The organism is Mycobacterium sp. E183 (assembly GCF_001667735.1).
Lineage (GTDB): Bacteria > Actinomycetota > Actinomycetes > Mycobacteriales > Mycobacteriaceae > Mycobacterium.
Window position 1 is genome coordinate 15,774 of sequence record NZ_LZJN01000133.1, and the last position, 12,664, is coordinate 28,437.

At 67.2% G+C, this 12,664-nt stretch carries 12 protein-coding genes; 5 read left to right on the forward strand and 7 right to left on the reverse strand.

Features of this window, described 5'->3' with window-relative positions; genetic code table 11:
- Positions 1 to 3: 3 nt before the first annotated feature.
- Both A5691_RS14060 and A5691_RS14065 read right to left on the reverse strand, forming a co-directional pair.
- Positions 4 to 1,065: a hypothetical protein gene (locus A5691_RS14060; RefSeq protein WP_068016057.1), complete on the reverse strand. Its 1,062-nt coding sequence runs from the start codon at positions 1,063 to 1,065 to the stop codon at positions 4 to 6.
- Positions 1,066 to 1,106: 41 nt separating this feature from the next.
- On the reverse strand, positions 1,107 to 2,540 hold the full coding sequence (locus A5691_RS14065) for an FAD-binding oxidoreductase (RefSeq protein ID WP_067887607.1): 1,434 nt from the start codon (positions 2,538 to 2,540) through the stop codon (positions 1,107 to 1,109).
- A gap of 243 nt (positions 2,541 to 2,783) precedes the next feature.
- Between A5691_RS14065 and A5691_RS14070 the strand changes: the two genes are divergently transcribed.
- Entirely contained in the window at positions 2,784 to 3,467 is a 684-nt protein-coding gene (locus tag A5691_RS14070; RefSeq protein ID WP_067887602.1) for a GAP family protein, read from the forward strand.
- Between the two features lie 52 nt (positions 3,468 to 3,519).
- Positions 3,520 to 4,290 carry a class I SAM-dependent methyltransferase gene (locus tag A5691_RS14075; protein ID WP_067785253.1) on the forward strand — a complete coding sequence of 257 codons (771 nt, stop codon included), beginning with the start codon at positions 3,520 to 3,522 and terminating at the stop codon, positions 4,288 to 4,290.
- A gap of 10 nt (positions 4,291 to 4,300) precedes the next feature.
- Here A5691_RS14075 and A5691_RS14080 read toward each other — a convergent pair whose 3' ends face one another.
- Both A5691_RS14080 and A5691_RS14085 read right to left on the reverse strand, forming a co-directional pair.
- Entirely contained in the window at positions 4,301 to 5,536 is a 1,236-nt protein-coding gene (locus A5691_RS14080) for an osmoprotectant NAGGN system M42 family peptidase (RefSeq protein ID WP_067750696.1), read from the reverse strand.
- 222 nt (positions 5,537 to 5,758) lie between these two features.
- The gene (locus A5691_RS14085; RefSeq protein ID WP_067785250.1) at positions 5,759 to 6,166 is read right to left on the reverse strand and encodes a hypothetical protein; all 408 of its coding nucleotides are present in this window, start codon (positions 6,164 to 6,166) and stop codon (positions 5,759 to 5,761) included.
- 412 nt (positions 6,167 to 6,578) lie between these two features.
- Between A5691_RS14085 and A5691_RS14090 the strand changes: the two genes are divergently transcribed.
- Positions 6,579 to 7,325: a sensor domain-containing protein gene (locus A5691_RS14090; protein WP_067750691.1), complete on the forward strand. Its 747-nt coding sequence runs from the start codon at positions 6,579 to 6,581 to the stop codon at positions 7,323 to 7,325.
- Positions 7,326 to 7,335: 10 nt separating this feature from the next.
- Here the strand turns inward: A5691_RS14090 and A5691_RS14095 are convergent, their stop codons facing one another.
- The gene (locus tag A5691_RS14095; protein ID WP_068016054.1) at positions 7,336 to 8,217 is read right to left on the reverse strand and encodes a CoA ester lyase; all 882 of its coding nucleotides are present in this window, start codon (positions 8,215 to 8,217) and stop codon (positions 7,336 to 7,338) included.
- 128 nt (positions 8,218 to 8,345) lie between these two features.
- On the opposite strand from A5691_RS14095, the gene A5691_RS14100 reads away from it, so the two are divergent.
- On the forward strand, positions 8,346 to 9,269 hold the full coding sequence (locus A5691_RS14100; protein ID WP_067887599.1) for a class I SAM-dependent methyltransferase: 924 nt from the start codon (positions 8,346 to 8,348) through the stop codon (positions 9,267 to 9,269).
- 8 nt (positions 9,270 to 9,277) lie between these two features.
- Here the strand turns inward: A5691_RS14100 and zwf are convergent, their stop codons facing one another.
- Positions 9,278 to 10,783 carry a glucose-6-phosphate dehydrogenase gene (zwf, locus tag A5691_RS14105; protein WP_067750681.1) on the reverse strand — a complete coding sequence of 502 codons (1,506 nt, stop codon included), beginning with the start codon at positions 10,781 to 10,783 and terminating at the stop codon, positions 9,278 to 9,280.
- A 166-nt stretch (positions 10,784 to 10,949) separates the two neighbouring features.
- On the opposite strand from zwf, the gene A5691_RS14110 reads away from it, so the two are divergent.
- Positions 10,950 to 11,132 carry a hypothetical protein gene (locus tag A5691_RS14110; protein WP_067785244.1) on the forward strand — a complete coding sequence of 61 codons (183 nt, stop codon included), beginning with the start codon at positions 10,950 to 10,952 and terminating at the stop codon, positions 11,130 to 11,132.
- On the opposite strand, the gene A5691_RS14115 is transcribed toward A5691_RS14110, so the two are convergent.
- Positions 11,129 to 12,616, reverse strand: a complete 1,488-nt coding sequence (locus A5691_RS14115) for an FAD-dependent monooxygenase (RefSeq protein WP_304528525.1) — start codon at positions 12,614 to 12,616, stop codon at positions 11,129 to 11,131. The genes A5691_RS14110 and A5691_RS14115 overlap by 4 nt on opposite strands.
- Between the last annotated feature and the right edge of the window lie 48 nt (positions 12,617 to 12,664).

Genomic DNA, 12,664 nt, shown 5'->3' on the forward strand with positions numbered 1-12,664 from the left:
CGCCTAGATGGGGCCCGGCAGCTCACCCAGCTCGGTCAATTCGGCGTGGACCGAACCGATAGCCGCGCGGTACTGGTCGTCAGTGAGCGATTTGTTGTAGTAGCGGTTCATGCGCAGCTGGTATTGGAGATCCCTCAGCCGGCGAATGCGCTCCAGCCTGGCGGTGTCGCTCGCCGAGAACTTCAATTGCTCGGCGGTGATGCGGCCCGCCATGACCTGCTCGATGGGTTCGAGCCGGTATCCGCAGCCTTCGAGGTACTCGAAATACGGCTTGAGGTATGGGCGTTCCCCGGCTCGCCAGTTGCCGCGGACGGCGTTCCACTCGAACGCGGAAAGAACCATCGCCAGGGTCACCACCGCCGGGCGGGTGTCGAAATCGGTTGATAGCTCGAGGTTCTCGTATCGCGCTTCGTCGGTCGTCAACAGTTGCGCGGCCACATCCATGCTGGCGGGGCAGTGCCGATCGGCCAGGTAGTAGAAGTTCCGGGCGATGAACGCCTCGGTCCCGGGCGGCGGCGTGTGCCGCGAGAGGATAATCGTGCGAATCCAGTCCCGGCGCGCGGTAGCGATCGCGGCGGCGCGTCGATTCAGCTCATGCACCAGGGTCCAATCGGTATTGGCCTGTGCCGCGGCTTCGGACTGCAGCTTCGTCGGCTGGGCGCCGGTGTAGGTGGGGCCGGCCGTCAGTTCGCTGAGTGCCAGGGGGCGCGCCATATCCCAGGTCAGGTAGCGGACGTAGACGTCGAGGTCCGGGATTCGCGCCCAGCGGGCCAGCTCGCCCAACGTCGTCTTGCCTGACGCGAATCTGCAGATGTGGGGTTCTTGTTTGAGGTCATCGCGGGTGTAGATCGCGCCGAGCTCGCGTCGACGCCCCTGGTCCTCGGTGTCGACCTCGACGATCCACCCGGCCGGGCCGGCGATTCCCGGTACATAGCGGGTGATCTCAACCAGCAGGTCGTCGACGGTGGCCGACTCGGGCATGACCCAGAAGACCCGATGGGACTCGACGTCGTCGCCCATCGCCACGCTGTCGCGATCCAGCGTCACATTTACCGTGTCGGTCATGCTCGGGATTATGTCCCGGCGTCAGACGCGTACGCCATTCACTAGAAGTTGAGCCCCGAGAACATGATTCGGCCGGGATCGTACTTTTGGCGCACGGCGGCCAGCCGGGACAGGTTCGAGCTGAAATAGCGTGAGGCTGGTTGGTTCGCCTCGATGTAGTTGACGTATCCCCCGACCGAGTGCGGTTGCACGGCCTGGTGCGCGGTGTTGAGCCAATTCGTCGCCGCCGTCGCGTCGCCGGTCTCGACGTACCACTGCACCAGCGCGTACTGCCGGCGCCACGGGAAGGCCGTCGCGCCCGGTGCCACATCGGCGAGGGCGCCGTCCAGCGCGTGCATGATCGCCAACATTCGGCCTGCCCCTCGGGGAAAGGCGTTGACCGCCTGGGCGATGCCCTGGGCGGTGGCCGCATCGACGACGGGCAGCACGTCGGATCCACCGACGTATCCCAGTGGTGCCGGGTTGAGGTTCCCGACGGCCAGGTACCTCACCAGGTCCAGGTAGTTGAACGTGTGATTCTCGGTCCCCGTCGGTTGGACGCCAACGGCTTTGGTGATGTTCGCGCCGACGGCGGCGCCCGAACCGGCCGGGCACGTCGCCATGATGCGGCAATGCGTTCCCATCGGGTCGACGGTGGCATCCGCCAGCGCCCAGCTGTTCCGGTCGGCGGTGCGAAGCCAGTTCTGCCAGCCAACCAATACCTGCGCGAGCGCCTCCGCCGGGAAGTTGAGGTTGACCACGTCGAGATCGGTGGTCGGAAACGTCGCGAACGTCAGCGCCGTCGTGACGCCGAAGTTGCCGCCGCCGCCACCGCGCAACGCCCAGAACAGGTCGGGGTTGCTGGCGTTGGACGCGGTCACCGCCTGGCCGCCGGGCAGCACCACCGACGCCGACACCAGCTGGTCGCAAAGCAGCCCCGCGTGCCGGGAGTTGGCGCCCAATCCCCCACCCAGGGCGTGCCCGGACGCGCCGACCGACGGGCACGTGCCCGTCGGGATGCCCCGGCCGGCGCCGGCCAGCGTCTGGTGCATCGCGTACAGGCTCGTCGCGGGCGTCACCGTCACCTGCCCGGTGGCGGCGTCGTAGTTGACGCCCCCGGGCAGCTGACGCAGGTCGATCACCATGACGCCGTTCGCCGTGGACGCCCCGATGTACGAATGCCCGCCGCTGCGCGGGGCGACCTTCAGGTTGTGGGCCGCGGCGAACGCCATGGCCTTCTGCACGTCAGCTGCGGACGTAGGGGTGACGATCGCGGCGGGCGTCGAGCCGTTGTAGTTGGTGTTGAACACCTGCTTCGCCGAACCGAACGCGCCGTTGTCCGGTAGTAGCACCTGCCCGCCGATAGCGGTCGACAGGCCCTCCCAGCCGGTGGGATTCGGCGCGGCGGTGGCCCGGGCAGAGCCGAAAACCGCGCCGGCGGCCAAGGCTCCGGCGGCTCCCCGCAGGAACGTCTGGCGGGATATTTCACGCGCCATTGCCGGGCACCCACGTCTGCCTCATGCCCCGCATTGTCAAACGCGCGCCGACCAAAGCCGCGGTGCCCCGTGCCGTGTGACCGGATCGAGATCGATACGAGCCGCGCCGGTGATGCACAAACGCGAGCGCCCCGGACCGCCTCGGACGGACACGCCGCCCAGCGACTCGTATTCTCTTGCAGCATGACCGCCGCCTCGATGTCCGCGCCCGGCAAGCGCACCCGGTAGGCGGGGTCCAAGCGCGTGGGTGCTCTCGTGGTGGCGCTTGCCGGTCTGGCGCTTCTCGACTCGTTGAACGTCCTCAACGTGGGCGTGGTCTCGGCGGTCGTCTTCGACAGCCGGTTGCGCCGCCGGTCGCCGGTTCCGGGCGCCCTGAGCTTTATCGCGGGCGTGTTCGTCGTGACCACCACGTTCGGGCTGTGCACGGTTCTGGGTCTCAGCTTCTTGACCCATGTCGTCGGCTTCCACCTGACACCGGCCATCCGGTTCGGCGGCGAACTGGCGCTCGGCCTGCTGCTCACCGGCCTGGCATATTTCCCGCTGACCGCACAATCGTCGGCGCCGGGTTGGGCGCTGGCGGCGATGCGGGAGCGTCCCTGGCTGCTCGGATTCCTCGGGCTGGCGGTCGGTAGTGGACAAGCGCCAACCGCCATTCCGTACCTCACCGGCTTGGCCATGCTCGCGGCTTTGCACCCGCGACCGCCGCTCTGGCCATTGGCCATCATCGTCTACTGGGCGATCGCGCTCTCGCCGCCGTTGCTGATCCTTGCGCTGTCGATGAGAAAAACCATGCGGGCCAAGCGTATTCAGCGTCGGCTGGTGCGCGTACTGACCCGTTACGGCCCGATGTCGGTGCGGCTGTTGTTCCTGGTCTTCGGAATCGGGTTGGTGGCCGACGCGCTAGTCAATCACAGCGCGCTGTGGTGAGACACAACTCTTTCTCATCTGTTGCCCAGCGAGCGGGCTTACCTTGGCGGATATGACCGATCGCCAGGAACGCGCGATGTCCTTCGGCTCGATCGCCGAGGACTACGACGGCTTTCGTCCCCGACCTCCGGAAGAAGCGGTGCACTGGCTGGTGCCGCCCCGCTGCGATGTGGCAGTCGACCTGGGTGCGGGTACCGGTCTGTTCACCCGGGCGTTGCTGAGCAGGGCGGCGGAGGTCATCGCAGTGGAGCCCGACGCGCGCATGCGCGCGGTGCTCACCGGGCGCTCGCCCGAGGTGCGTGCCGTCGAAGGCACCGGTGAATCGATCCCGCTCCCCGATGCGGCCGTCGATGCGGTGTTCGTCTCGTCGGCATGGCACTGGATGGATCCTCGGCGCGCCGTTCCAGAGATCGGCCGGGTGTTGCGTGACCACGGACGATTCGGCCTGATTTGGACCAGCCGAGATCGTGAGGTCGATTGGGTCCGCGACCTGGACCTGCTTCCGGGCGAGGACACACCCGAGTCGGAATCCCCCGACCGCTTCCGCCGGCGACACGAGAACGTCGTGCTCCCCGATCCGCAGATCTTTCACAACGTTTCCCGCGAGACGTTCACCTTCGCGCGGACCATGACGATCGACGATGTCGTCGCGATGGTCGGCACGTACAGCAGGGTGATCATCGCGTCTGCCGACGAGCGTGCGGCGCGACTGGCCAATGCCCGCGCCGCCTTGACCGCGCGCTTCTCCGGCGCCGAAGCGATCGAGGTCCCGATGAAGTCCCGCTGCTGGCGCGCGGACCGAATCCCCCGCGGCTGCCGATAGGCGCCGCGCCTCAGGCCTGGGGCCCCTCCGACGGGGGCCAGTGCGAACCCGGCGACGCCTCGCCGGGCGAATCGTGTTCGCCACGAGCCAACGGCACCCACCGCTCGCTGGGGGCGGGCTGCTTGGAAGACGGGAAGTCGCGCAGCTTGCCCGACGGCTTGGCGTCCCACTTGGCGAACGTCAGTGGCGTCTGCAGCCAGGAGTGCAGCAGGCAGTACACCGCCTGCAACGAATCCAGATGAGTGCGCTCCCAGCCATGGCTTCCGTCGAGCCCGAACCCGACGAGTGCCGCGCGGGTGCCCGCACCCGCCTCGATCGCCGCGGCGGCGTCGGAGCGATAGAACCGGAATACGTCTCGCGCGCAACGGATGTCCTGCTCTTCGGCGAGCCGGCACAGTTTGCGCGTCAGGTGATAGTCGAACGGACCGTGCAGGTCGGCCATCGGTATCGTGACGCCGTCCTCGATGGAGTGTTGGCCCGGCGCGCACACCGCGTTGTCCACCGAGACCAATTCGGCGACGTCGGCGGGCAGGCCGTGGCTCGCCCCGTGGCCGACCTCCTCGGTGATGGTGATCATGACCATCGTGCGGTGCGGCAGCACCACTTTGTTCTCGGCGAAATTCTTCGCCAGCGCCAGCGCGATCGCCACGCCCGCCTTGCCGTCGAGGTGACGGGACACGATGTAGCCGTCGGCGGTCAGTTCCGGGCTGGCGATCAGCGCGACGAAGTCGCCGATCTGCAGCCCGAGACGGACCAGGTCCTCTCGCGAGTGCACCTGGCGGTCGACGCGGACCTCGACGTGTTCCCAGTCGGTGGGCTGCAGGTCGATCTCGTCACCGAAAGCGTGCCCGCTGGCCTTGAGCGGCAGGACGGTCCCGGTGATGAACTCGTCGGGATCGTCGGAAAAGATTCGCACCCGGGCGCCCGCGGCGAACCGGGCCGAAAAGGTGCCGACCGGTATCACCTCGAGACGCCCGTTGTCCTTGAGCCGACGGACCATGCACCCGATCGTGTCGGCGTGAACCACCAGCGCGCGGTCCGTCGTCGCCGACTCCCCCGGCAGCTCGGCGGTCAGCGCCCCGCGTCGCGTCAGCGAAAACGGGACGCCGAAGCCATCGAAGATGTCACCGATGAGCTGCATCACCGCGTCCGTCCGGCCCGCCGGACTTGGCGTCTGCAGCAGCGCGAGCAGCGTGTCGACCATCCACGTGCGGTCGGCCTCGGCCATGGCCGTGGTTTGGCGCACGGTATCTCCTCTCGAATCACCCGGGGACCGAATCAACCTACCGCGTGGCCGCCGTTGATCGACTGGCCCGGGCCGCGGGACCCGCGCCGTAAGAGGCGCGGCCGTCCTCCGCTGCCATCACGGTAGAGCACTTCGGATCCACGCGCCCGTTGGCGCAATCGGATTCGGCCACGCGAAGACGCGGGGCTTAGCCGACCACGCGCTGGACAGACGCGGCCGGCGTCAAGGGTTCACGTTGGGGCAGGCCTGCTTGATCCAGTTGGTGATCAAGTCCCTGTTGCTGTTCAGATCGGCATCGTTGGGCTGTGCGCCGCCGGTGGTGACGAAGTGCTCGATGGCGGCCTTCACGCTGTCGGGTGGGCCGTACTTCTCCAGTGTGTCGGCGTACTTGCGCGCCTTCTCCGGGTTGTTGGCCACCATCAGGTTGTCCTTGGCGAAGGAGATGTCGAGGCAGGTGGATTGGTCGAACGACTGAGGCTGCGCGGAAGACGGCGCCGGCAAAGTCGGTGACGGTGACGGCGCCTGCGAGCTCGGGGTCGCCGATTGACTGGTCGAGGAGGCCGTCGGCGACGAGTCGTTCGAGCATCCCGCTGCGATGATCGCGATCGCGACCAGTCCTGCGCATCTCATTCGGGCTCGCCGCATCGGACACTCCTCCGTCCCCCGAAGATGTGTTTGCTGCAAGCACCCTACCGGCCCGCGTATCGGATCGAAGCGGTTTGTGGGGTCTTCTTCACCTCATCGACACGTCGTGCGACAAGCGGACGGGCCATGAACCGCCCCTTTGTTGACCTAGGAAACCCTTGATCTGCGAACGCTTTCGTCACGCGGCGTCGTCCCGCGGGTGCGGTTCCGGTGTCAGATCGCCGAGTGTCCACGCGGGCTCAACCCGGAACAGCGGCTAAGTGCTGAACCGTTGAAGACTTTGCGACGAATCACGCAATTTGCTGTCGAAGCGGTTATGCTTCCGTCCACCTCTGAGCATCGGGCAGCGGATGCGCCGGTCGCGCGGGGGCCCGACGGCACGAAGGGTGAGCAACACATGCGCCAACTGACGACCGCGATGTCCGCCGCCGCCATCGGGATCCTGGTTGCCGCGTGCGGCGGCAGCAACGGCGGTGCTCCCGGCTCCTCGACCACGACGTCCACCAGGCCGCCGGTCGCGCAGGCGGCGCTGCCGGGCTTGCTGCTTACGTCCGCGGACCTCGACAGCGCCCTGGGCGCCACCGGATCGAAGAGCAAGGAAAAGAACGACAAGCTGAAGGACGACGCCGCGAAGCAGCCGTGGCCCGCGGGCTGGAAATTCCCCGACGACTGCGTCTACGCGATCGGCCCCGGGCAGGCTCCCGTGTATGCCGGTAGCGGCTACACCGCGGTAAGCGGCGACGACGAAACTGCGTCACTTCCCCCGAATTCCAACGAGCCGGACCCCGAGGTGGAACAGGTGCTGGTGCTGTTCCCGACCCCCAAGGAAGCCAACGCCTTCTACGCGACCTCGGCGCAGCGCTGGCCGGCCTGCGCCAACCGGCAGTTCACGACTCCGGCCGGGCAGGACACCCCGGAGACGGGCTGGCAGGTGGGACCGGTCTCCAACGACAACGGCACGTTGAGCACCACGCTGACGATGACAATCCGCGACAACGGCAACGTCCTGCTCACCATGACCGCTCAGCGGGCGCTGACGGTCCGCAACAACGTCGCGATCGATGTCAGCGCGATCCGCAAGGATCCCGCCGACTTGGCCGTCAAGCTCGCCGGTCAGATCGCGGGCAAGGTCGACAAGCAATAAGCCAGGACGGCTACGACGCGGATGCCACTTCCTCGATGATCTCGGCGAGGGCGAGGATCCGTTCGGCGTTGCGGACGTGCAGGCTCTCGATCATGCGACCGTCCACCGTGATGACACTCGTCCCCGCCGCCCGCGCCTCCCGGTAGGCCGTCACCACCTTGCGGGCGTCGGCGAGTTCCCGCTCCGATGGACCGAAAAGGTCGTTGGCGGGCCCGATCTGGGACGGATGGATCAAACTCTTGCCGTCGAAACCCATTTCGCGGCCCTGCCGCGCCTCGGCCCGAAAGCCGGCCTCATCGGTGATGTCGTTGAACACCCCGTCCAGGATCACCTTCCCTGCCGCCCTGGCCCCCAGCACCGCTAAGGACAACGCGGGGACGACGGGCGCGCGACCGGGCACGTGCAGGGCATGCAGGTCGTTCACCAGGTCGTTGGTGCCGATCACCAGCGCGGCCAATCGGTCACTGGCCGAGGCGATCTCTTCGGCCCGCAGGAAGGATCGCGGCGTCTCGATCATCACCCACAGCTGCAACGAATCCGGAGCGCCCAGCCTGCCCAAGGTCGCGGCCAGCGCCCGGACCTGCTCGCCCGACTCGACTTTGGGCACCAGCACGCCGTGTGCGCTCGTACCGGCCACCGCCGCCAGGTCCTCGTCGTGCCACTCGGTGTCCAAGCCGTTGATGCGCACCACGACCTCGCGGGGCGCGTAGCCGCCCGACGAGGCCGCTTCGCACACCGTCGCCCGCGAATCGGCTTTGGCGTCGGGCCCCACGGCATCTTCGAGGTCGAAGATGACCACGTCCGCGGGCAGCGATTTCCCCTTCTCCAAGGCCCGCGGCTTGTTGCCGGGCAGGTACACTGCGGAGCGGCGCGGGCGCAGGGTCGGTGCCATCGAGTGATTCGCTTCCTGTCGTCGGGCTCAACGGGTGCGTGGTGAGCGCGGCATAGGCAGAAAGTACCCTTCGGTCTTGGCGGTGTGATCGCGCAGGCGATCCGCGGGGATACAGGAGGGAGCGGCGAGTGTCATCACTTGGTTCGGCACGCACCGAAGGCGACAGCTGGGACTTGGCCTCCAGCGTCGGGGCGACCGCGACGATGGTCGCCGCGTCCCGCGCGCTGGCCTCCCGCGGGCCGGATCCGCTGCTCGATGACCGGTTCGCCGAGCCCTTGGTACGCGCGGTCGGGCACCCCTTCTTCGTCCGCATGCTGGACGGCGAAATCCCGCTCGACGACGACGATATGCCCTTCACCCTGCAGCAGCGTCGCGAGCAAATAGCCGTGCGCACCCGGTTTTTCGACGACTTCCTCACCTCCGCGAGCGGAGCCGGCATACGTCAGACCGTCATCTTGGCCGCCGGACTCGACGCCCGGGCATACCGGTTGGCTTGGTCGCCGGGCACGGTGGTTTACGAGGTCGACCAGCCCGAGGTCATCGCCTTCAAGAGCGACACGCTGGCCCGCCTCGGCGCCGAACCGACCGCCGAACGGCGGACCGTGGCTGTCGACCTGCGCGACGATTGGCCAACGGCGCTGCGCGACAAAGGCTTTGACACGTCGGTGCGCACCGCCTGGATCGCCGAAGGCCTGCTTCCCTACCTGCCGCCGCAGGCGCAGGACCGGCTGTTGGACAACATCACCGCGCTGAGCGCGCCCGGTAGCCGGCTGGCCACCGAGAACATCAGGGACATGGCCGTGTTCACCGACGAGCGAGCCCGGGCGATGCGCGCCGCGTGGCGCAAGCACGGACTGGACATCGACGTCGCCGACCTGGTGTGGCACGGGGAGCGCCACCCCGCCGGGGAACGCCTGGCGGCCACCGGCTGGGTGGTCACCCCCTACCCCACCGAGCAGCTATACGCCGACCACGGCTTCGTCATGCCGGACAACGAGATCATCAAGCGGTTCCGGCACGCCATCACCTACATCAGCGCCGAGCTGGGCTGAATGCGCTCCTAGCGGTCGGGCTTGGCGTCGCGCCATTCCCGTTCGAACGGCAGCCGCCACGCGTTCGGCGCGATCAACTGGTGAATCGCGTTGGGGCCCCACGTGCCCGGCTGGTACATCTTGGCCGGCGGTGGGTCGTCGAGCAGCTCCTGCGAACGCTCCCACAGCGATTCGATGCCCTCGGCGGTATTGAAAAGTGTGTGGTCACCGCGCATCGCGTCCAGGATGAGCCGTTCGTACGCCTCCAGCACATCGACGACGGTGTCGATCTCCTGGGAGGAGAACTGCATGGACAGCTTGTCCAGCTTCATGCCGGGGCCCGGCCGCTTGCCGTAGAACGACAACGACACCTTGGAGTTGTCGGCCAGGTCGAACGTGAGGTGGTCGGGACCTTGAGTCCCCACCCCCGAGCCTGGCGGGAACATCGTTCGCGGCGCCTCCTTGAACGCGATCGAGATGATCCGGATACCCTCGGCCATCTTCTTGCCGGTGCGCAGATAGATGGGCACGCCGGCCCAGCGCCAATTGTCGATGCCGACCTTGAGCGCGATGAACGTCTCGGTGTCGGAATCCTTGGCCACGCCTTTTTCGTCGCGGTATCCGCCGTATTGGCCGCGTACGACGTTGGAAGGCTTGACCGGCAGCATCGACCGGAACACCTTGTTCTTTTCTTCGCTGATGGCAAAGGGTTCCAGCGCCGTCGGCGGCTCCATCACCACAAACGCCATCACCTGGAACAGGTGGGTCACCACCATGTCCTTGTAGGCGCCAGTCTCCTCGTAGAAGTTAGCCCGCTGATCCAGGCCGAGGGCTTCGGGGATGTCGATCTGAATATGGTCGATGAAGTTGCGGTTCCAGATCGGCTCGAACAGACCATTGGCGAAGCGGAACGCCAGGATGTTCTGGGCCGCCTCCTTGCCCAGGAAGTGATCGATCCGAAAGATCTGGGATTCCTCGAACGTTTCGTGCACGAAGTCGTTCAGCGCGACCGCGCTCGCCAAATCGGTTCCGAACGGTTTCTCCATCACTACACGCGAGCGGTCGACGAGTTTCGCCTCACGCAACATGGAAATGACTTCTCGCGCGGCCTTCGGCGGCACCGACAGGTAGTGCAATCGCCTGACCTTGGGGCCCAGGTTGGCTTCGGCTTCGGCGACGGCCTCCGCCAGCGCCTCCGGCCCGCGGCCCTGCGGAATGTAGGTGATGATCTTCGCGAAGTTGGCCCATTGTTCGTCCGAGAGCTTGTGGCTACCGAACGAATCGATCGCCTCTTTCGCGATCTCCCGGAATTCGTCGTCGCTGATGTCTTCCAACGACGTCGCGACGATTTGGATGTCCGGTGCAAGCTCGGACTGGTCCAGATAGGCCAGCCCGGGGAGCAACTTGCGTTTCGCCAGGTCCCCCGTCGCGCCGAACAGGACGATGACGTGCGGGTCGAGCGATTCGGTTTCGTGACGGTGCGGACGCCCACCGGCCGCCGGGTACGAGATGGTCTGCGGTTTCTTATCGGCCACCCCTGCGATACTTCCATCGCCGCGGCGTTATGTCGCGTCCCTCACTCCCCGGGCCCCTTCAACGCGGCGTTTGCCGCCTGGGGATGGCAGGATCACACTCCACGGCCGGTTACCGTCCGGCTGACGGGGTATGGGGTACCGGCGGGGCGGTACCCGACCACAGTCGATGGAAAGCGATATGACGAGACCGGACAAGGACCTACGGGGTCACTCGGAGGAGCTGGAAGACATCGTTGACCAGCTCGAGGAGAAAGTCGCCGACGATCGTGAGGCCGAAGGCGTCGCCGGCAAGCCCAGCGACCGCGAGCGCGCCCCCACTCGAGGCTCCACGGAGGAGCCGCCCGACTAAGGCCTGACCGCGGACGGCGCGCCGAACCAGGCGTCGAGCGCGTCCCGAAGCCCCGCACCGGTGGAACCGCCCACCCAGGCGACATGTCCGTCCGGCCGGATCAGCACCGCATCAGGGGCCTCGACCGCGCCGAGCGCCGGAAGCTCCCAACCACCGGCGTATTCCGCGTCGATCGTCTGGACCCGGCCGATATCGAATCGGCCCGGCTCACCGAGGTTGAGCAGCACCGGCCGGGCGCGGTGTAACAGCGAGTAGACCCGCAGCGGGCCGTCGGCGCTGACGACGTCGAGATCGGGCATTCGGCGTCCGAGCAGCGGGTGTCCGTCGCCGAGGTCGTAGCGGATGTCCAGGCCCGACATCATCGCGGCGAACCGTTTGCGTGGTTCGTCCATGCCGAGGACGTCGGACATGGTGTCGCGCAAGGCCTTGGTGCGGTCGTCGGGGCGCAGGAGCGCCATCTGCGCGACCGCGTTGCGCAGCACGCGCGCGGCGACCGGGTGCCGTTCGGCGTGGTAGGTGTCGAGCAGGCTGTCGGGTGACGTGCCGTCGACCACCTGTCCCAGCTTCCAGCCCAGGTTGACCGCGTCCTGTACACCGGTGTTCAGACCCTGTCCGCCCACCGGGTGGTGCACATGCGCGGCGTCGCCGGCCAGCAGGACACGCCCCGCGCGATAGCTCGCGGCCTGTCGCGCCGTGTCGGTGAACCTGGAAAGCCAAGCGGGACTGTGGATCCCGTAGTCCGTGCCGTAGACCGCGATGAGCCCCTCACGCAGGTCGTCCAGCGTGGGTTCGCTGTTTGGTCCCAGGTGCCGCTCGGTGACCATGACACGAACCCGCCCGCCGCCCTCGGACGCGGCCAGAGAATGGACGCCGAGCGCGTCGTGGCGAATGCCCCACTCGGGCGAATCGCCGGTGCCGTAATCCATTTCGACCTCTGCGAGCAGGTAGCTGGTCGTCGGCTCCCAGCCCGGGAAATCGATACCGGCGGCTTTCCGGACGACGCTACGGCCGCCGTCGCAGCCGACGAGGTATCCGCCTCGCATGGAACGGCCATCGGACAACGTGACGTCAACACCGCTGGCGTCCTGGGCGATGCCCGTCACCTCTTGTCCCCGATGCATTCGCACCCCGAGCTCGTTTGCCCAGTCGGCGAGGATGCTTTCGATCTCGTTCTGCCACAGGGCAAGACCGTACGGATGCCGGGTGGGAAAGTCGCTGATGTCCAGCCGAATCTGGGCGAACCCGGCGACCTGGGCGACCTGGCCCCGGGCGAGAAACCGGTCGGCGATGCCGCGCTGATCGAGCACCTCGATCGTGCGCGCATGCAGACCCCCGGCGCGCGCACCGATGAGATTCCGGTCGGGGCGCCGCTCGAGGATCGCCACATCGACCCCCGCCAACGCCAATTCACCGGCCAGCATCAGTCCCGTCGGGCCGCCTCCGGCTATCAGCACCGCATGTTCGACATTCCTGGGTGACAGCACTCCCAACCCCCTGCTGTAGAGCGAAAAATGGCTTCGGCCAGCGATTGT

Bases quoted from the DNA above. Each gene is read 5' to 3' on its own strand.
- A5691_RS14075 (WP_067785253.1), top strand. From the start codon at position 3,520: ATGACCGATCGCCAGGAACGCGCGATGTCCTTCGGCTCGATCGCCGAG.
- A5691_RS14065 (WP_067887607.1), bottom strand. From the start codon at position 2,540: ATGGCGCGTGAAATATCCCGCCAGACGTTCCTGCGGGGAGCCGCCGGA.
- A5691_RS14060 (WP_068016057.1), bottom strand. From the start codon at position 1,065: ATGACCGACACGGTAAATGTGACGCTGGATCGCGACAGCGTGGCGATG.
- A5691_RS14085 (WP_067785250.1), bottom strand. From the start codon at position 6,166: ATGAGATGCGCAGGACTGGTCGCGATCGCGATCATCGCAGCGGGATGC.
- A5691_RS14110 (WP_067785244.1), top strand. From the start codon at position 10,950: ATGGAAAGCGATATGACGAGACCGGACAAGGACCTACGGGGTCACTCG.
- A5691_RS14090 (WP_067750691.1), top strand. From the start codon at position 6,579: ATGCGCCAACTGACGACCGCGATGTCCGCCGCCGCCATCGGGATCCTG.
- A5691_RS14095 (WP_068016054.1), bottom strand. From the start codon at position 8,217: ATGGCACCGACCCTGCGCCCGCGCCGCTCCGCAGTGTACCTGCCCGGC.